At 60.7% G+C, this 18,651-nt stretch carries 15 protein-coding genes; 1 reads left to right on the plus strand and 14 read right to left on the minus strand.

What is annotated here, in order from left to right:
• Positions 1 to 7: 7 nt before the first annotated feature.
• From LFL96_RS34700 to LFL96_RS34755, 12 genes are read right to left on the minus strand one after another with little or no spacing between them, the layout of a single operon-like run.
• Positions 8 to 1,150 carry a type II secretion system protein gene (locus tag LFL96_RS34700; RefSeq protein ID WP_281004184.1) on the minus strand — a complete coding sequence of 381 codons (1,143 nt, stop codon included), beginning with the start codon at positions 1,148 to 1,150 and terminating at the stop codon, positions 8 to 10.
• Positions 1,147 to 3,471, minus strand: coding sequence for an ATPase, T2SS/T4P/T4SS family (locus LFL96_RS34705; protein ID WP_281004185.1), 2,325 nt, complete (start codon positions 3,469 to 3,471; stop codon positions 1,147 to 1,149). Before LFL96_RS34705 ends, LFL96_RS34700 begins: the two co-directional genes overlap by 4 nt.
• A 2-nt stretch (positions 3,472 to 3,473) precedes the next feature.
• Positions 3,474 to 4,070, minus strand: coding sequence for a hypothetical protein (locus LFL96_RS34710; protein ID WP_281004186.1), 597 nt, complete (start codon positions 4,068 to 4,070; stop codon positions 3,474 to 3,476).
• Positions 4,057 to 5,343: a hypothetical protein gene (locus tag LFL96_RS34715; protein WP_281004187.1), complete on the minus strand. Its 1,287-nt coding sequence runs from the start codon at positions 5,341 to 5,343 to the stop codon at positions 4,057 to 4,059. The genes LFL96_RS34710 and LFL96_RS34715 overlap by 14 nt, the downstream gene beginning before the upstream one ends.
• 8 nt (positions 5,344 to 5,351) lie before the next feature.
• Positions 5,352 to 6,977, minus strand: coding sequence for a type II secretory pathway protein (locus LFL96_RS34720; protein ID WP_281004188.1), 1,626 nt, complete (start codon positions 6,975 to 6,977; stop codon positions 5,352 to 5,354).
• Positions 6,978 to 6,981: 4 nt separating this feature from the next.
• The gene (locus LFL96_RS34725) at positions 6,982 to 7,491 is read right to left on the minus strand and encodes a toxin co-regulated pilus biosynthesis Q family protein (RefSeq protein ID WP_281004189.1); all 510 of its coding nucleotides are present in this window, start codon (positions 7,489 to 7,491) and stop codon (positions 6,982 to 6,984) included.
• A 51-nt stretch (positions 7,492 to 7,542) separates the two neighbouring features.
• A complete protein-coding gene (locus LFL96_RS34730; RefSeq protein WP_281004190.1) occupies positions 7,543 to 7,986 on the minus strand; it encodes a lytic transglycosylase domain-containing protein in 444 nt (147 codons plus the stop codon).
• Positions 7,983 to 9,257 carry a hypothetical protein gene (locus tag LFL96_RS34735; RefSeq protein ID WP_281004191.1) on the minus strand — a complete coding sequence of 425 codons (1,275 nt, stop codon included), beginning with the start codon at positions 9,255 to 9,257 and terminating at the stop codon, positions 7,983 to 7,985. Before LFL96_RS34735 ends, LFL96_RS34730 begins: the two co-directional genes overlap by 4 nt.
• Positions 9,257 to 10,051: a transglycosylase SLT domain-containing protein gene (locus LFL96_RS34740; protein ID WP_281004192.1), complete on the minus strand. Its 795-nt coding sequence runs from the start codon at positions 10,049 to 10,051 to the stop codon at positions 9,257 to 9,259. The genes LFL96_RS34735 and LFL96_RS34740 overlap by 1 nt, the downstream gene beginning before the upstream one ends.
• Before the next feature lie 22 nt (positions 10,052 to 10,073).
• Positions 10,074 to 11,345: a TrbI/VirB10 family protein gene (locus LFL96_RS34745; protein ID WP_281004351.1), complete on the minus strand. Its 1,272-nt coding sequence runs from the start codon at positions 11,343 to 11,345 to the stop codon at positions 10,074 to 10,076.
• A gap of 8 nt (positions 11,346 to 11,353) precedes the next feature.
• Positions 11,354 to 12,244: a TrbG/VirB9 family P-type conjugative transfer protein gene (locus LFL96_RS34750; RefSeq protein ID WP_281004193.1), complete on the minus strand. Its 891-nt coding sequence runs from the start codon at positions 12,242 to 12,244 to the stop codon at positions 11,354 to 11,356.
• Entirely contained in the window at positions 12,241 to 12,942 is a 702-nt protein-coding gene (locus LFL96_RS34755) for a type IV secretion system protein (protein WP_281004194.1), read from the minus strand. The genes LFL96_RS34750 and LFL96_RS34755 overlap by 4 nt, the downstream gene beginning before the upstream one ends.
• Before the next feature lie 2,080 nt (positions 12,943 to 15,022).
• Between LFL96_RS34755 and LFL96_RS34760 the strand changes: the two genes are divergently transcribed.
• On the plus strand, positions 15,023 to 16,330 hold the full coding sequence (locus LFL96_RS34760) for a RepB family plasmid replication initiator protein (protein WP_281004195.1): 1,308 nt from the start codon (positions 15,023 to 15,025) through the stop codon (positions 16,328 to 16,330).
• A gap of 49 nt (positions 16,331 to 16,379) precedes the next feature.
• On the opposite strand, the gene LFL96_RS34765 is transcribed toward LFL96_RS34760, so the two are convergent.
• Both LFL96_RS34765 and LFL96_RS34770 read right to left on the minus strand, forming a co-directional pair.
• Positions 16,380 to 17,474, minus strand: a complete 1,095-nt coding sequence (locus LFL96_RS34765) for a ParB/RepB/Spo0J family partition protein (RefSeq protein ID WP_281004196.1) — start codon at positions 17,472 to 17,474, stop codon at positions 16,380 to 16,382.
• On the minus strand, positions 17,474 to 18,145 hold the full coding sequence (locus LFL96_RS34770) for a ParA family protein (protein WP_281004197.1): 672 nt from the start codon (positions 18,143 to 18,145) through the stop codon (positions 17,474 to 17,476). Before LFL96_RS34770 ends, LFL96_RS34765 begins: the two co-directional genes overlap by 1 nt.
• Between the last annotated feature and the right edge of the window lie 506 nt (positions 18,146 to 18,651).

The following is an 18,651-nucleotide window of genomic DNA, read 5'->3' on the forward strand; positions in this document are numbered from 1 at the left end:
GTGTACCTCAGTGAGCGACGAAATTGGGAGTGGATGGGGTCCCGGACAGGTCGAGACTGACGGCGCCGGTCATCACGTACGAGCCGACGCCGAGCCCCAGAAAAATGAGCGCGGCAAAGCCGAGCAGGACGTAGTGGGTGATCTTCGCGTTACGGCGGACGCTCTCGACGACCCTCGCGAGCGATTCGCGACCGAGTGCCTTGATTGCCGCGATGAACTGGTCGCGAGCGGCGGCGTCTGAAACGGTGTCAACGATCTCGTCAGAGAAAATTCCGGTATCGAGTGCGCGCATGGGCTGATGGGGCGTCGCAGTCAGCCGGCGGCTCATGCGGTTCAGATGCCACTTCAACCAGGGGTCAGCGGTCTTCGAGAGACGATCGAGCGCCGCGCGCAACGTCAGCCCGGAGTCGAAGAGGCCCGAGAGCGACACGATCAGAAGCGCCGCGCGCAGATCGCGCCGGTTGCGCCACATCAGCGGTGCCGCGTCGAACCGGTTTCTCGTGTCGCCGGTCCAGCGCCGCAGCGTCGAGAAATACGTGAACACGGCGCCGGTCACGAGACTCGCCGACAGCCACCACTTTTCGTAGCAGAACGTGTCGATCGCATAGAGCACCTGTCCGGCCGCCGGCCACTGGTCCAGCGGCTTGACGTCGAGCGCCTGCGGATAGATCGCCCCGCCAAACAGCATGCACAGCGCGTACAGGTAGACAATCAGGAAGGCCGGATACGCCATCTGCGCGGACGTGGTGCCCGAGAGCACTCGCTTCGCGTTGGCCGCCATTTCCGCAAGCTCGAGTCCGCGCACGGCGGCGTCCTCGCGCGTGGACGTGCTCGCGAGTTCAAGCAACGCGTACTCGTCGGAAGGAATGAACGGCTTCATCGCCTGGGCGAAGGTATCCCCCGCGCGCATGCGTGCGCCGACCGCCCTGTACACCGGCCACAGCAACGTGTTGCGTTTGCGGCTGCGCTCCTCGTGCGTGCCAAGGCGCTCAAGCAGGGTCTCGCGGTTGCGCAGTCCCTTGGTCGTTACGTCGAGCCGCGTTTCGCGGTAGAAGCTCTCCCGCGCCTTGTGGAAGCGCCACGTCGCGATCCGCATGCGCTCGTTCTCCGGCAGCCTCATCACGACGGCGTGTATGAGTCGGCGCATCATGACGGCATCTTCCCGTCGCGACCGGGCATCACGCGGTACTGCGCGAAACCGCCCATCGAGCGATCGATGAAGCGCGGATCGATGATCCCGGTAGACGCCTTGTACAGGGCGTGCTCGAAGATCGTCTTGCCGGTCATGTCGGCGTCGCCGAAGCCGGTCGCGCGTTCGCTGCGCCACACTGTCTCGGCGCCGCGCCAGTCGCGAACGGAAATCCTGTCGAGAAATTCGGGCGTCGGCCGGTACAACTCCATCGCAAGTGTCTGGCCTTTCGTCCCACCAGCCACCTTGCCATCACGCGTGAAGAGGCCCTTGCGCTGACAGTGCTCACAGCCCTCCTCGCTTCGGCACGCCATGCGCGACGTGTCGAGGCCGAACTTTGCACGCAACAGTTCGAGTTGCGCCGCCGGCATCACGTCTGCTGCTGGGACTTTGCAACGAGGGCACAGCAGCGGGATCAGCTTCTGATAACCGGCCGCGTTCACGAATTCGTCGGACGACACCTCGTCCATTGGAAGCTGGAGGCGGCCGCCGACGAGCCGCATGAACACGCCGATCATGCGCTTGGCGTGAATCGTCGTTCGCACCGGGTGGCCGGTCAGGGCAAGTTCCGCGACCAGTGCCGCGACCACCTGATCACGGATCTCGGTCACGGTCAGATCGTCCGGGTCCATCCGCATGAGTGTGCGGATCACTTCCGCCATCTTGCGGCTGGCCTCTGCGTCCGATTCGTCGGGGCGCTGCTGCAACGATATCTCGGAGAGCCACGGGTTCGGAAACTCCGAGGGCTGGCTCACCGCATACTGCTTGCGCAGGTCGCGGGAGGTCATCATGTACGACATGGCGCGCAGCAGCGTCGATTTCGCCGAGCCGGTCTCGCCGCTCAGGAACGTGACACCGCCACTCACGCCGGCGAGGGAATCGATGATTTCGAGCTGACTCGCTTCGAGCCCCATCTGCGACGGCATGAGCACGTTCACGTGCCGGAAGTTACCGTCGAGCAGACGCAGCGCCACGTCGAAGCCACCCACGAGCGGCGCGCTCTGCCAGCGCAGGTTGAGAAGGTCCGTACGGCAGACGATGGGAATCATCGCGGACTGAGATACGCTCGGCTGGAACGTCTCGCCCGAATTCGTGTTGCGCTGGACCAGATCCTGATAGGAGGCCGACAGCGCCCGCAGCACGACCGCCTTGGGCATGCGCCGATAGGTGTACATGTCGCCGTCAACGCGCAGACGGATCTCGACTTCATCGTTGAAGTCGCGGTATTCCCAGTGCTCATCGCTCGCGCCAAACTCGTGGGCTGCTTCGACGATGTCGCGGAACATACCGATAGCGCGCGATGCCTCGGGCACGACGGCTTTGGCCTCACGCTGCTTTGCTGCCGCGTAGATACCCGCGACCACATCCGCCGTGGCGACCATCTCCTCCCGGATAGCGATATCGGCGCGCGCAAGGTCTTTCAGGTAGGTGGAGTACAGCGCGCTTTCGTGGAACTCGCGTGTGGCCACGACCATCGCAACGCCGCCCTGCAGGTCGACGGCCACGAACTCGCGGCGCGCCGCGATCGTGATCTGCAAGGTCGAGTCCGGGCCCGGCTCACACAGAATCCGCTTGAACGGACCGAGTCCCTCGACAGAGAACAGTTGCGGCAGGCCACCCTGTGCATAGAGGACACCAGCGTCGAGCAGCTCGGTGTGTTCGCCGGCCTGCTCCGCCTTGCCCTGCTGACCGGTTCTGACTGGCGGCTTTTCGCGAGCGCCCGGGTCCGCCTCACGCGCATACGCCGCCGACGACGTCGCCTCAGCGCTCGTGGCGGTATCGGCCGCGTTCATCGACGTCGGTTCGCCGGATCCGTCGTGCGCCTCGATGCCGCTCATCTCTCCCGGCACCCCGAACTGTGCGCTGACATGCGCACGGCCGCGCAATACGTCGTCGCTGGCCTGCTGCGGTGTCGATGCTGCGTCCGCCGCCGGCGACGCGTTATCGTGCGCCGCGGACGCGAACTCTGCGTTTGTCGCGTGCGAAGCCGCACGCTCGTCGCAGGCTGACTCCGGCTGCGCGTTCGCACGGGCGCGCGTTGACCACTGGATCGCATCCGGGTCGAGCGCTTCGACATCGGTCACGTCGCCGTTGCGAAGTCTCATACCGAGCGTCATCAGCTGCGGATTCGCGGCGCGGCTTTCGGACTCGAAGCGGGGCTCCGACACCGGAAGAATGGTTGTTGCACCCGTATCGGTGAATGACTCACGCCAGCCCCGCAGACGTCCGAGAAAGCCCCGCGATGCCGGTTCTTCGGATTCGGTTCCCGTGAACATGCCCATGTTTATTTTCCTGGATAGATGGGGGTGGCCACCGGGCCACCCGGCGGCAGCGGCCCGCCGAGATCGCTGATCGCCTGGAGCGTTGCCGTGTTCATGCCGCCCGATGCAGCACCGCCCCGGATCGGTTCGGTCCACACGTGTTTGCCTTCAGAGACGGTCACGGCATAGCCGCTCACTTTCTCGGCCGTCCATCCGTTCGTCAGCTTCGTGCCGAGTCGTGCCGGATAGATGCCACCGCCCGACTCGTACAGCACGTAGTGGCCGGTCGCATCGTCGTATGCGCCGACAAAGACCACCGGCTCCGAACGCGAGCGCGGCGATTCAGCCTTTCTTGAAGGCGGTACGTTCTGCACGGGTGCCGGGGCCGACATCGACGGCAGCGGCGCGGGGAGACCGCCCGCTGGGGGAATCGCGGCAGATGATGCGCTCGCGTCTTCCGAACTTTTGAGCTGCCGCACTACCTTGTCGCGCGAAAGCTGGTCGATATCGTCAAGCGACAGGTGCGGGCCGTCCGCGCGTGCGAGCAGAGGCAACCCGAGAAGACCAGTCGCAGTGAGCGCGATCGCCAGCCGCGCGGCGACAGGATTAATCGAGAACATAAAATTTTCCCTTCGCGGTGAAGTGAATGCCGATCGGTTCAGTGGTCCGGAACTCGACCTTCAGGGTGTCGAGGGTCATGTTCAACGGCAGCCGCGCCAGCAGCGGCGCCTGCCACCTGAATCCCTCAATGGTCCAGCTGCCCTCGCGTATGAGGTGCGCCGGTTTCGGACCGGCGCTCGCGGGCGCTGCAAGAATTGGCACAGCGTGTTCCAGCGTGACCTTGTAGCCCTGACTGTCCAGCTCGAACGGGTCCCCCGAGAGTCGCTGCGGCGGCGTCTGCAGCAGTTCGATCAGTATCTGCTCCGAGGGCCACGACTTCTGCTGCGCCACTAGAACGGCGGCCACCGCCGGCACCTCCGGTCCCCGCGTGTTCAGGTGCTTGCCGTCCAGATCGAAGACGACCGGACGCATGGCGGGCAGCGCGTCGCGAGCGAAGCCTTCGAAGGTGCCCCCTTCCCGGCTGTAGGTCACGGTGCAGCGACCCACAACACCACACTCGGCCTGGTAAAAGCGGAAGCCACTCCGGTTACTCTCAGTAGCGCCCAGCGTACCGATCAGCACCGGCGCGAGGAGACCGGCGCGCGGTCGCGCCACGGCGAAAGTGCGGCGAACGGCATCCGCGTATTTCTCCGCGTACGTTGGCTCGTGGGGTGGCGGCGGAGGTGGGGGCTGAAGCGCATCGAACAGCTTGCTCACGCCGAATCCGAGCGCGATGAGGATGACCGTCATCGGCACGACGGCAGGCAGCGCCATGCGCAGTTTGACGACGCGGCCCGCCTTGCGATCCTCGAGCAGCGCAGCAGGCTGGAAGGCCTCGTCGACGTCGCCAATCGATGCGCCCGAGCCAAACGTACGCAGCGCGAGGCCTTTACGCTGACTGTCGGCGACGATCTCTTCGCGCCGGTCGCGCGCCTGCTCAGGCGAGAGCACCTCGTCGCTCTGTACGGCGCCCCTCACCAAGTGGATCAGGTGAACGCGCTCGCCGTCCTGCAGCAGGACGAGCGCGGCCGCGAGGGTCTTGACGCGTGCGTGCATCGCGATGCGCGCGGCACCGGAGTACAGCCTCGCGCCTGCGATCTCGCTGCGTTCGAGCGCAGCGAAACCGGCGGTCATGTCCGCGCCGACTCGATATTCGACGTAGTGCGTCGCGCCGAAATCGTCCGCGCGGCGACGGCGCTCCGCCTTCGCCCCCTTCGCGGGATAGGCGCGCCAGTCCAGCCCGAAAACGAGTCGGGCCTTCCGGTCGGTCGGCAGAGGTTCCGTGATATGCATGCCGGCGCTCACATCGACGGAACGACGGTCGCAGTCAGCATGACCACCTGGAAGGTTCGCGAATTCGTCCACGAACCGGTAACGCCGCCAATGCCGCCGTTGGTGGTGCTGCCAGCCTGATCTGTCATCGCGCCGTACAGCACGATGGTCTGGCCATCGGCGAGCGCCACGATCTGGTCGTCCTTCTGACCCACGGTATGCGCGAGCTGGATCTGCTGCTGCGTCTGGCCGGAACCGACCGTTGCCGATGTGAACTGGCCGTTCAGTTTCGAGCTGTCGCTCCAGTACGCCAGAACGATCTGGTTGTGGTCGTTGACCGAGGGTAGGACGTTGATGAAGTCGCCCGTCGTCACCGTGCCCGGCGTGAGCCCCGGCACGCCACCGGAGGTTGCCGTGAGCGAGCCCGCCGACGGTGAGGTGGAGCGAAGATAGTCATCGCTCTGGAATGATGCGATCGACACCGGCAGCCCGTTAAGGGTCATCTTCGTCACGGTGTTGTCCTGCACCGTGCGGCCGTACTGGTTCAAAGCATTGACCACGGCGTTGGTGCCGGAGAACGGCGCGTTGGGACGCAGCACGGAGACGCCCACCGAGCCACCGCCTGAAGAGAGCGAAGTCGGCGAGACGAAACTGACCGCGTACTTCGCGAGGCCGCCCTGGATACTGCTGAACACAACGTCGGCATTCATCCCGGCCTGCGTGCCGCGATTCAGCGCGATCTGGAGCGTGCGGACCCGGATCGCCACCTGCCGCGTCGAGATAGCGTTCTCATGCTTCAGGATGTCGCCCATCCGGTCGGCTGCCTCCTTCGTGTCGTACACCATCACGAGGCGGCTCTGCGGATTGACGACGACGCGCCCCATCGGCGAGCGCACGCGGTTCAGCTCCGCCTCGATGATCGCCATCTGGTCGAAGTCACCGGTGCGACCGGTCGAAGTGGTCGCGGAGAACGATCCCGTGTTTCCACCTGAGCCACCCGAGCTGCCGCTAGCCTGATTACCCGTTGTTGTATCCATGCCTTTTGACATGTCGGACTTGATCGACACCTTCCCGGGGATCGCGGCGATCTGGTACATGCGCGTAACGAAACGCGAAATGTTGATCGACGAGCCGTCGAACGACCAGTCGAGGCCGAGGTCATCGGACACGCCGCGCAGGTATTGGCCGACGCGACCGTTGAACGGTTGCGCGTAGACCGGCTCTTCGGACGTCTTTGCTAACTGGCCCTGAAACGCGCCCGTCGTTGCCTTACCGTCGCCGGCGGCCTCCCGCGGAATGAGAGCGTCACGGGGCACGAAGACGTCCGGACTCAGGTGAACCGGATAACCGGTGGCGCTGGACACGAGCGTGGCAATTTTTCTGAGCGTCAGGTTGGCCGGAAACGTGACGACCTTCTCGCGGAATACGGCGGGCAGACTCGCCTCGTACGCGACCGGGACCAGGCGGTCGCCGAGAAACGCGGTGGGTACGTCCTCGACGAGCGGCATGGATTGCGGCCCGTCGCCCATCGCGCTGGTCATCGTGCGGTTGGCCGCGTCATAGGCGCCGTTCACATCGGACTGGCTGACCGCGCAGCCTGCGATAACGAAGGTCGCGGCGATCGCCACGGCGGATCGCAACGGAATCGGGAACATGGTGTCAGTCCTTGCAGTTGGCCGCGCGCGCGACGACGCGGATGACCTTGTTGGTATGTCGGCACACACGGGTCGGCGTGCGCATGTGATTCGTGGCCTGCATCACCTGCGTGAGCACCGAGGTGAAGTCACCCGAGAACGTCGCGTTGAATTCGAGTGGAAGGTCGTCGTCGATCTTCCAGGCGAGCTGCCAGCCCTGCGTCTGCAGCCAACGATCGAGCGCGTTACGCAGATTGACGTCCTGCGGCGTGATCGAGAGCGTCAGATCGCCCGACGGTGCGGAGGGCGCGCCCGGCAGCACCACGGCGGTGACCGTGAGCGGTTGCGGTGTGCTCTGACCCGCAGACGCCAGCGGTTGCGTGACGTCCGCGGCGACCGACTGCGCGACGGGCATCGTTGCGGTCGCGGAGGTCGACAGGATCTGCCAGCCGTCATCGCTCTTCGGTGCTGGCGTGTCGGCGGCCGCACAACAGGACGCCGCCCCGGCAAGCGCGACCGCCCCGAGGATTTTCACAACGAACAAGGCCGGCCGGTGTGACGACATAGTGAAGTTGATGTCCATGATTCAGTGCCCTGCCCGCTGCAGGCGTCGGTAAATGGCGTTGGCGTAGACCAGCTGCTTGCCCGTCGAGCGCGCGTTGTACGCGCCGACCGCTTTCCAGGTCGGTCCGAACTCGCGGATGTTCGAAGCGAGAATCCAGGTGCCCACGTAGGCGTTCACGCACGCATTGAAGAGGTGCTCGCGCCGGATGCCGTAACGCGCGAGTTTCGGCAGCCACGAGGAATTGATCTGCATCAGCCCGATGTCCTCGGAACCATCGCTGTTTACGTTCACGGCGTTCGCGCGCATGCCCGATTCGTGCTGGGCGATCGCGCGCACGAGCTGCGTGCTGATATGTCGATACGTCGCCGCGTCGTCGAGACAGTCGGCGCGACACGTTGATGCAACTGACGTGATTGCCGTGACGGTGAGACCAGCGAGCAGCACAACGGACGCCCGGCGCGTCATGGCTGCGTCCCCGTTGCGGTAAGCGTCGCGCCGGCGGCACTCGCGCGCTCGGCGTACTTCACTTCGCGGCGCCTCGTCACGTTCACCGTATTACCATCGGCGGTAACGATGAACTGCTCGGCGGTGCCCTTGAACCGGTAGTAGCGGCCCTTCTGCTCGCCGGAGCCGAGGTGATGAACATCGGCCACGGTGACCTGCACAACCGAGTCGGCGAACTTGAAATAGGTCTCGCCGTCTTTGTCGAACACGGCTTCGAGGTGGGCTGCGCTGGTCGCGTCAAAGTCGTACACGGTCGAAGCCGTGCGCTCCACGTCGACGCTCGACGCGCCATCGGACACAACAAAGCGGGGCGTACGCTCGATCGTCATGACGTTCGTTGCGTCGTCCCATTTCTGGCGCAGCGACTGGCCATCGGGTGCCTTGAAGCTCAACGTCTTCGGAGGCTTCGCGGCAAACCGGATCTGCGTATGCGTGTCGTCGCCATCGCGGATCGCCTGCGCGCCGAAGTTCTGCGCAAGAAGGGAAACCTGCGGGGAAGCATTCGCGGGCGCAACGGCCGGTGTGGAGGTCGTGTTGTGTTCGCCGGCAGGATAATTAAGCGCCGCGGACTTAGGCGCGTCGCGGTGTAGCCTGACGTGCCGTGCGCCAAAGTCCACGTCCGCGTAAAGGCCCGACTGAGCCATCAACTGATCGAGCGCCTGAAGCCAGTTCTGACCCGGATGCGTTGCAAAGCCCGCCTGGCTGTTCAGATCCACATCTTTCTGTGCGGCGCCCGTCCAGCCCTGCGGGACTAGCGCCTTCACGAGATTGGCCACGGGCATCGTCGCCTTCAGTTCGCGCACCGGCTCGAGCGTGCCGTGGGCACCGATCAGCACGAGCCGGTTGGTGAAGCCGTCGAACGTCGCCGGCTGGTCGTCGCGCAGCGACGCGAGCGCACCGGTCCCACCGATGAAGTGATTGGCGCGGGTCCAGCGTGCGACCGCCGTACGTCCGGCGACCTTGTAGCTGATCGACTCGGGCGTGCCGTCAACGACGACGTACGGTCCTTCGCTGTGGCCGCCGTCGGCGGTGATAAGCTGCCCCGCGCGGGGCTGGATATAGGTCTTGCTGCCGTCGTTGAAGATCAGCGCCGGACGCTCGGTGATGCCACCGAGGATTTCATAGTCGAAGTCGAACGGATCAGTATTGGCGGCCGATACGGCCTGCGCTGCGAAAAGGCCAACTGCGACGAGGCCGAGACGGGCGATGACGTTAGGAGGAAGGCTGCGCATCAGAGGCCCGCGTCGATCTGTTTAAGGTTGCGCACGAAGCGCTGGAGGTACTGCTGCCCCGGCGTGGGATTGGCGCTGTGGTACCAGGCGATCGCCTTCGCAACGGAGTGCGTGCGGCGGTAGTTCTCGTTCAGGATGTCTTCCGCGACGCGGATGTTGGTCGCGGGCGCGAGCGCGTCCCACGGCGACGCGAAGCGTTGCCGGTGATAGCCCCAGTTGATCTGCATAATGCCGACATCGAAGTCGCTGCGCCCCGCGCCAATCAGAACTTGGATCGCCTGGTAGGCATCCTCGCGACTGCGGAAAAAAAGGCCTCGCCCCGCGACGTTCAGTGTCCACGGCCACGCGCGTCCGTTCAGTCCCGATTCGTTGAGCGCGATGCCCGCGAGCACCTTCGCGTCGACGCTGGTACGCATCAGGTCGAAGGGCGTGCGCGCGCTCGCACACGCCCATCCGCCCCGGCCTTCCGTGATCGCGGCCTGAGCGTCGTCGTCCAGATGCGCGGGTTGCAACCAGCCTTTTTCAACGAGTAGCTGGCGCAGCGCTACGGTTCGCGAGTCGATGTCGATGGTCATGCCGTGCTGAGGATCGCTCGACACAGCGCGCCCGACGAGCGGCGTCGCCCAGGCCGCGAACGCGTTGAGGCCGCAGTAGAAGACTGGGGTGCCATCGAGCGACGCGAGCTCGCGCGCGCGATCGCCGGCGAGGACATAGTTCACCGGGCTGATCACCGCTGCAATGGTCGCGGCGTGAGCGTTGCCAGCGACGCCGGCAACGCCGACAGCGCCGCACACCACGAGGGCCAGACACTGGAGCCTAATCACGATACGGCTCCAGATGAATTTCCCGGTTCACCTTGATCATGAAGCGTTTGCCCCAGTCGGTGGTGATCGTCGGCGGGATGTTCTGGTAGCGGCTCAATACGGACTGCGCGGTCGTCGCCGCGACCTGCCCCGCCGTGCTGCCGACCTGCGTCACACCGAGCGGGCCCGTCGTCGTCGACGAGTCGCCGCCGTTGAACTTACGCAGAAGGATCGCCGTGAGGAACGAGGTGCCGTAGATCTTGAGGAAGTGATTGTTGACGTCGCCGGAGAAACCTGTCCATCCGTTTGTATCAGCGCCCTGTGCCCCGTAGAGCGGAACCTGCTTGCCGTTGGGCAGGCGCATTTCGGTGGCAGCGACGAGGATGCTTTCCTGCCCTGGCTGGATGTCGCTCGCGTACGGCGCCGTGATCGTCGTGCCCTTCGGGATCATCAAACAATCGCCGCGGATGCTGTCGTACACATCTTCGTCAACGACAAGCGATGCCGTGCCGGGACGGTCCGAGTTGAGCGCCTCGATGGTGAGCACGGGGATGTGATGCGGCGGCGTCAGCGTGCAGCCGCGCGATTGTCCGACGAACCCGGCGCTCAGAAAGCCTTCGCCCGAAGCGGACTGCGTTTTCGCATCGCTGAGAAACTGGTTATCGCGAGCCTGAGACGACACGGGCGCGGCGGCGGCCTGTGCGCCAAACTTGCCGGCAAGCGCTGCCGCCTGCGCATTGGCCGCGCCCATTGCCGCCTGCTGCGCGGCCGCCTGCTGAAGCGCCATCTGCTGGGGCGTAAGCAGACCTGCGGGTCCCGAAGCGGACGCCTGCGCCGACTGATCCTTGATCTTTACACCCGGCCGGAAAATCGGTGACACATAGATCGCGTCCTCCTTCGCATCGGCGGATAGCTTCGAGACTTTCTGGTCGTTGACGAATCCATCGAGCGACAGCGACGGCTTCGACACGTCGGCTCTAGGCGTAGACGCAGCATTGGCCTTTGCTATTGCCTCCGCGCGGCGCGCCGCAGCCTGCTGGTCGGCGATGATCTTGTCGACGTCTTCGGTGTTGTTGGATTTATCTACCCCGTCGGCCGCTTTCGATGCCTTGAGGAGCCGCTGTTCCTCCGCGGCTTCGTTACTGGCCTTGACCTGATAGTAAAAGCCGATCGCGCCGATCGCGAGTGCTGCGATTGCGCCGACACCCAGGAGCGCGTTGCGCGGTGATTTGCCCTTTACGATCGTGGCCTGATCCGGCGTCGGTTGTCCGTTCTGGTTCGCCATGGTCGTTCTCAGAACCCGAAGATGCCGCGGCGGCCGCGAGTCACTTTCACCTCGTCGCTGCCGGCGCGCAGCACGATCTCGTTGGCCATCTGCTGAACGACGATGTACGGACCACGACGGATGAAGTTTGGCGTGATGACGTCGCCGTGGTCTTTCACGACGGGTACGGCAAACGGTGCGCCCGGCGGCAGGCGCAACCACACGAAGCGGCCGTCGTCAAAAACGGTTTCGGGTTTGAATGGCGCGGAGCCCGACACCATGTAGTCGAAATCGAGCTTGTCGGGTGAGACACCCAGCGGCCCGGAATCCGTTGACGAGCGCCCTGCCCCGTCATCAACCGCAGACGCACCATCGCCACCATCGCGCTCCTGACGCGCACGTACCTTGGCCATCAGTGACTGCGGGTAGCGGAACCGCACGGTTTGATAGAACAGGCCGCCCATCGGTGACGAGACGAGCGTCATGTCGTACTCGCGCTGATTCGTCGTGAGGTGCATCGTGTTGACGAGCCCGGGCTTCGTGGGTTTCAAGAAAACGTGGTTTGCGCCGTCGGTATCGACAACCCACTGAACCGAGTCGCCCAGCGCCGGATCCGCGACGAGAGATTCCCCTGACGCGAGCTCGATCGTGGTGGTCTTCAGGGGCGCCGTCATGATCTTGAAGATCTGGTCGCGGCTGTATGGGAAGACCGCCATGCGCGCATCGCCGGGCATCGTGATCGGGTCGGTGCCGCTGTTGTATGGATTGACCGGGCTCATCGGATCGCCGAGAAGATTCGCGATCTCCTGCGAGGCGGCCGAGGGCAAAACGCTGCTCTTTGCCGCGAACGAGGAAGTGCAGACAAGCAGACACGCAACGGCGCCGGCCAGCGAAGTGAGTCGATGGTGAGAGCGCGTCATGACGTCTTCTGCAGGTTGGTAAACGGATAGAAAATGCCGTACGGGTTCGACGTCAGGGCATCTTCCGCAGCGGGAGGAACAATCTGATATCGCCAGGTCAGCGCGTATTTCTGGACAACGGGTTTCGCTGTCGGGCTGTCAGTGGTACTCGTAGTGAACTCAACGATCGCCGTCGAATCCTCAAGCAGCGAGACATTGGTGACGCGAACCTCGCGCACGAGCTTCGGGTTAGTGGTGATCGCCTGGAAAGGCGCATCCTCCTTGAGCCACGCGCCGAACTGGTTGCGCGCGTTGCCGACCATCTGCGCCTTGACCGCGTTGATGTTGCGCGCCATGCGGGAGTTTTCGAGGCTGTCGGTCAACACCGGCTCGATGGTGAACCAGCGTTCGACCGAATCCTTCATGGACGTGCGCAGCGCCTGGTCCTCGGGCTTGTACGCAGCGAGTTGCGACACGACCGGATGGCCACCAGCGTCCGACGAAACACCATAGGCTTTGACAACGGACGGCGGCGGCTGACGGGTCCATACGGCGCCGCTCGCGATGAATGCCAGCACGAAGCACAAAAGTTTCCAGTGGTTCGCTTCGACGCGAAGGCGCGTGCCACGGTCGAAAATGATGCCCTCGGGGTCCTCTTGCGAGTAACCACCGGGAGCGGTCGAGAGCGCGATCTGTTTTTTGCTTCGAAGGAAACGCATGACGGACTATCCAATTGGGCCGACTCAATTGGAGCAGCGCCAAAGGTATAGTCCGAACGCTAAAGCGAGGCGATTTTCAGGCGCTTTCTAGATCCATCTCCATAGGGCTGTTTAGGTTTGGGCGAGCCCAACATGTTGGGCGCTCTTACCCGGAATGGGGCCGGATTCTGGCTGTCTTTCCGCCGAAAGCCGGTACTTTCAAGTGCTATAGCTCCGAATCAACATTGAATGTTGCACGCGTTGCGCAAATTCAGACTAGCTGACATACGGCGTATTTTTATTATTAATCATGCAGTTACGTGTCATGACGACGTGTATGAGAAACGGAAGTGCGCCCAACATGTTGGGCGCACTTCATCCGCAGCGAATAAGAGGCTTGGAATATTGACGACCGATTTGGAGAGTGGATCGATTTTCGCAACGCAGTGTCTTGACAGTCGGGTGGTATAGGATAGCCTGCAACCCTAGTTTCACCTTTTTAATAGATAAGGATGACGAATCAATATATTGCGTCGAATTGGCAGTGTGTGAAATCTGCAATGGACGCTCACGATGTGCTTCGAGAGCAAACGGCTTCTGCAGTCCGGCTTGGCTATTTTTACAGGGACTTGCTTGCATCTGGCCTGTGGACTTCCCAATCTGCGCTTTCCCGGGACATGGGTGTGTCCACATCCAAAATATCAAGAGCGTTGGCAGCCGCTCGGCTGCCAACGGAAGTTTTGAGGGCCTTCGACCATGGTGAGACAGTGACCTATCGACTGGCACACGCAATTAGCCTGCTCATCGTCGCTCTTGGTACGGACGTCGTTCGACGGCGGGCGACTCTGTTGCCGAAACTGCGAACGGTGACAGTCGAGGAATTCGTGTTGGCGGTGGTAACGGAGCCGTCTATGGGATCGAACAATGGGAAGATATCGTTGGTAGTGGACGAACCGTTGCAATCGATCCGAATTGAGGCCGCCTGTTTCGAGCAACTGCGAGCGCATGCGCACGAACTAGAGCGTTTTGTACAGCTGGCCGCTGATGTATTGGTTGCCAGCGATGGGGGATTTGTAACGGAGTCTAGATTCGCGGGCACGGCATGCCGGAAGGGTGAGCCTTAAAAGGGCCAATGCGCGTACGACCGTACCACGGTTTGACGGGCTGTCTATCTGACGGCGCGCCTGTGTTTAGATATTTAGAAGACCCTTTAACCGTTTACAAACCTTTAGGCTGGCTGAATCGATTACCTGGCGGGCGTTTGCGGAGGGATAGGTAGCCTTCTATAGGGGAAGAGGTAGTCGCTGATGGGGCAAAAGGTTTGTGGATATGGGAGAAGTGGTAACCACCGATGGGGCAAAAGGGTTGTGGATATGGGGGACAGGTAGTCATTTGTGGGGGTGCAAATGTTCCCTTGGTTTGGTAGCCGTCCATGGGATGCCGATTTGGTCGCCATCTATGGGAAGAACATCTCATGTAATAGGTCTGCCTTGCGCGGACGTCGTTCGTCATAGGTAGCTGTTTATGGGGCAAAGTGTAGGTAGCCGTTTATGGGGCAAACAATGGGGCTCCGTTGAACGCCGGTTGTGCCATCTCTTTCAATGGGCCAGTGCTGCTGTTAGATAAAGGTGGTGTTGGCAAAGGTAGCCTCGTATGGGAGGCCTTTTGGGTAGCCGTTTATGGGGATATCTACTCAACGTTGACAGTGATCGTTCCGGGGAAAGGTATCTGGTTATGGGGAACTACAACGTAGCCGTCTATGGGGAAATCAAGCCCTCCGTGGACACCATGTGCATCATTCAAGGCGGGATTTCTGCGCCACAGCCGAGCAGGTCCCATCGCTGGGTACCTTTTGTCCGTGTTTACACCAACTCCAGCAGGAATGGCCTTACATAGGTTGCCTTTTATGGGGGGCTTTCGCAGTTGATGGTTCCCAGCTATGGGAGCAAACTCGGGCATGGCCCCAATTTTTGAAGCTCGCACAATCAAACACTTATCGCGCCAACTTCGCGTATTGGCTTCAGTCGGCATTTCTACAGGTTGCATGACAAAACCTATAGGTATAAAGTCTTCTTATTTGATGGTTACCTAAGGCACGGCGATGGCACGGAAACGAGTCGGTGATCCCGCAGACAAACAGGTTTCATTGTTTCAAGCCAGCGAACCGCCGGACATTCTTCGGAAAGCGGTCCAAGCCATCCATATTGCGCCAAAGTCGGGCAAGCTCGGTTTGCAGCAGAGAAAGATGTTCAGCTCGCTGATCAAGAACGCTATCAAGCAAGACGCAGTTGAACCGGGTCGCATGAGCTATTCGATCACGATCGGTGCATTGTCCCAAGACAGCGGTTTGAACAGTAACAACACCCAGTACGTGAAGGAAACGGTCAATTCGCTAATTAGCACGGTTGTGAACTGGGACTATCTTGCTGCCGATAAGACGGCCGTTTGGAAGGCCTCAGGTTTGCTCGCTGGCGCAGAATTGCAGCACGCCGTTCTCAAATACAGTTTTTCCGATCAAATTCGCGGCGAGTTGCTCAGCCCTGAAATTTACGCACTGATCGACATGCGGATCGCGCGAGAGTTTCGGCGTGCGCATTCCTTGGCGCTCTGGGAAAACACGGTTCGTTATGAGGGCGTGGGACTAACAGCAAAGATTCCGCTGTCGAAGTTCCGAGATTTGATTCTTGGTCAGGACCGAAGCGCGCAGTCCTATCAGGAGTACAAGCTATTCAAGAGCAAGGTGCTGATGCCTTGCATACGCGAGGTCAACGAGATATCGGACCACGTCCTTGAGCTCGTCGAACATAAGGCTGGCCGTAGCGTTGAGGCTGTGCAGTTCAAGGTAACCAGGAAGTTGGACACCGAACTTAAAGACGAGCCCGACGGAAGAAACGAAGCGCTTGTGGATGAAGTTATTAAACTGGGAATTCCGCGCTCTGAGGCTCGAAAAATGCTTGCGCAGTACGGTGACCAGCGCGTGCGCTCAGCGTTAGCTTACGTAGCAAATCGCTCGACAAAGAAGAATGCGGCGCCTGTCGATAACGTTGCGGCGTATTTCAGAAAAGCGCTTTCGCACGGGTATGCCTTGCCCGACACGCCGACGCCCAAGCGGAAAGAGTCGGCGGTACCACCTCAAGGCAGACAGGCGCAAGTTCGTGACAAGTACCTTGTTCAAAAAATGTCCGAGGTGCGCGAGTATTTCAGAGAGCTGGAGATTGACGATCAGACGGGTTTGATTGGACGCTACAACGAGACCGTTGATGCGAAGAACCTCAAGCTTTCGCCGCCCAAAAAGCCTTCCAAACTTGCCGAGACGGGCTTTTTTCGCTGGCTAGTACTCGATACTTGGGGAGAGCCGAGCGCGGACGAACTCCTCGAATTCGTCCTCGCTGCCGAAAACTCGGACTAGGCCTGTCGCTAGCTCGTCGTGCCTCAATCGGCGCAAGCACGCGTCGATTCTATGAGCTGGCGATGCTCTGTTGTTCAACAGTTTCGGGAGCCTCCGCAAGCGCCTCTTTAGACAACTGCGACGTAATAAATTCGCGAACTAATCCTTCCAGTTGCGTGACGAGGAGTGTCTGCTGGTCTTCGTTTAGACCGGTCAGTTTCAACTCGGTCCGTCCGTCGCGGTAACGTTTGAGCGCGCCGACGTCACGGCCGTCGGCGGTGTGAAAAGTAACGTTGCCACTGTAGTGTGTCTTCGTTGCCCGGGGCGGCGAAGCGCCATCCAGTTTTTTCACATATTCCTCGAGACGTCGCACGGACATCTCACCCTGGACGACGCGTTCAAGGATGGACTCGGCTACATCGACATGGACGCGTTCGAAGATTAGCTTCACGTTGTACGCGTGCGCAAGGCCAATGCCGTCTGCGTCAGCCATTTGCTGAAGATAGTGCTTCTGTAATTTGCCGATAAGCAGGGTTTTGGACACTAGAGCTTTGCTGACTCCAAGGCTTTCAGCTAGCGCATCCTGAGTCTCAAATATGCCCTCCGAAAGCAGGCGAATCCACGCCACCGCGTCATCGAACACAGTCTGCTTGGTTCGATTCTTGTTAATACTACTGGCGCGAAGGTAAAGATCTTGGTCGCTTAGATCTGGGACGATTTCTGCGTCGATGGATGGTTCGCCCAGACTCTTTTTCGCGCGGAAGCGGAATTCTCCGTCGACAATGACGTACTTGCCCGGATGTCGATGATTGCGGGTAACCGTGATCGGAACGTGTTGTCCTTCTCGCTTGAGACGGACAGCCAAATCATCGATCGCCATCGGGCTGTAGAATTCGCGCGGGTTAAATGGGTTTGAAACGAGTTCATTCAACAGAATTCTTACTCGAGGCAACACTGCCGAGGCATTGGTACGGCTGCCATACGTGTTGGCGAGTGGGTTCCCTTCTATAGCTGCCCCTACCTGATCTGTCGGTTGATCTTTGGCGTGCAGAACGCCGGTCGCATCAAGGCGGCCGTCGACATCTGCTTTCTCGTTAGCAATACCTTTGCGAATAGACGCACCCAAGCCCAGTTTCGCTTTTGATGCTTGATTCTTGTTTGTCATCACGCCTCCATCAAGCCCTTAATCGCTAGGATTTCTCTTGCCACAGCGGTAATTTCGTCGCGAGCTTGCTTTGCTGTGCGCTGCCCTTTCACAGTAAAGACGGTCGCTCCGACGCCGATGGACGTCTTGTAGATCTCGCGCAAAGCAATGGTGCTATCAAGGATCGGATACGGATTGTCCTCTGCCATTGCGGCCCTCACCTCGGCGTAGCCTGTAGTTTTCGTATTCACGCGATTGAACACGATGCCGCAACTCTTGGGATCGCTGCCGATCGTTCTGCGCACGAGTTGAAGCATGCCGGTGGTGCTCCATGCGTCGAGCGCGGATGCATCCATCGGAACGAGCACAAAGTCTGAAGCAGCGATGGCGATCTCGGTGTTTTTGTCGTGCACGCTGGGCGGACAATCAACGATGACTAGATCGAAATTCTGAGCCATCCGTTTGATTTCACGCCCTAGATTCGCGCCTGCCGCAGCCAAATTGACTACTGTGAATGGATAGGGGACTTCCCCTGCCCCTGTCGCTCGAACTGAGGAGCTTTGCGAATCGGCATCAACGACGAGAACGCGGAGGTCCGGCTCGTCATCGCAATACGCACCCGCGAGGTTGAGGGTAATCGTAGTTTTTCCGCTTCCACCCTTCTGGTTTGCGACTGCAATGACTATTCCCATGCTCATCCTCCAAATAACATTCGCTCGATCATAATCGAAATTAATAAAATTAACAACGAAATAAAATTGGAAATAAATTACCTGATGCTGTCTACGCTTGCATGAATCAAGGAATAGTAGGTGGTCAACCCAAAGCGTACAAATTTTTTACATTAAATGCCATGTTTCGATGGGTGAATGAACCGAGGATCAATTGATCCTCGGTTCGTAAAAAATGGTGGTTTGCAGTAGGCGCTGTACGGCAAAAGTTAGTTTTCTTGATCGTAGCCGTTTTCCACGTGGAAACCGAGGACACCGGTTAGGCGATGGCGTTTTGTGGTGACCGTTCGTCGCTCGACATTGAGCGTGGTCGACCGATGGTGAGCAATTGATTTGGCGTGCAGATCGCGCTGGCCAGAAATGAAATTTGTCGAAGCAGTGATTTATCGTTTCCGTCATCGACGTCTCTGAGCTGATCTTTGAGTTGATTGGTCGATGCAACAAAGCGCTGGCTGCGAGAGCCTAAT

Origin of the sequence: Paraburkholderia sp. D15, assembly GCF_029910215.1 — a bacterium.
Taxonomy (GTDB): domain Bacteria; phylum Pseudomonadota; class Gammaproteobacteria; order Burkholderiales; family Burkholderiaceae; genus Paraburkholderia.

Bases quoted from the DNA above. Each gene is read 5' to 3' on its own strand.
- LFL96_RS34755 (WP_281004194.1), bottom strand. From the start codon at position 12,942: ATGCGTTTCCTTCGAAGCAAAAAACAGATCGCGCTCTCGACCGCTCCC.
- LFL96_RS34710 (WP_281004186.1), bottom strand. From the start codon at position 4,070: ATGTTCTCGATTAATCCTGTCGCCGCGCGGCTGGCGATCGCGCTCACT.
- LFL96_RS34750 (WP_281004193.1), bottom strand. From the start codon at position 12,244: ATGACGCGCTCTCACCATCGACTCACTTCGCTGGCCGGCGCCGTTGCG.
- LFL96_RS34720 (WP_281004188.1), bottom strand. From the start codon at position 6,977: ATGTTCCCGATTCCGTTGCGATCCGCCGTGGCGATCGCCGCGACCTTC.
- LFL96_RS34765 (WP_281004196.1), bottom strand. From the start codon at position 17,474: ATGACAAACAAGAATCAAGCATCAAAAGCGAAACTGGGCTTGGGTGCG.
- LFL96_RS34705 (WP_281004185.1), bottom strand. From the start codon at position 3,471: ATGGGCATGTTCACGGGAACCGAATCCGAAGAACCGGCATCGCGGGGC.
- LFL96_RS34745 (WP_281004351.1), bottom strand. From the start codon at position 11,345: ATGGCGAACCAGAACGGACAACCGACGCCGGATCAGGCCACGATCGTA.
- LFL96_RS34735 (WP_281004191.1), bottom strand. From the start codon at position 9,257: ATGCGCAGCCTTCCTCCTAACGTCATCGCCCGTCTCGGCCTCGTCGCA.
- LFL96_RS34700 (WP_281004184.1), bottom strand. From the start codon at position 1,150: ATGATGCGCCGACTCATACACGCCGTCGTGATGAGGCTGCCGGAGAAC.
- LFL96_RS34730 (WP_281004190.1), bottom strand. From the start codon at position 7,986: ATGACGCGCCGGGCGTCCGTTGTGCTGCTCGCTGGTCTCACCGTCACG.
- LFL96_RS34770 (WP_281004197.1), bottom strand. From the start codon at position 18,145: ATGGGAATAGTCATTGCAGTCGCAAACCAGAAGGGTGGAAGCGGAAAA.
- LFL96_RS34715 (WP_281004187.1), bottom strand. From the start codon at position 5,343: ATGCATATCACGGAACCTCTGCCGACCGACCGGAAGGCCCGACTCGTT.
- LFL96_RS34760 (WP_281004195.1), top strand. From the start codon at position 15,023: ATGGCACGGAAACGAGTCGGTGATCCCGCAGACAAACAGGTTTCATTG.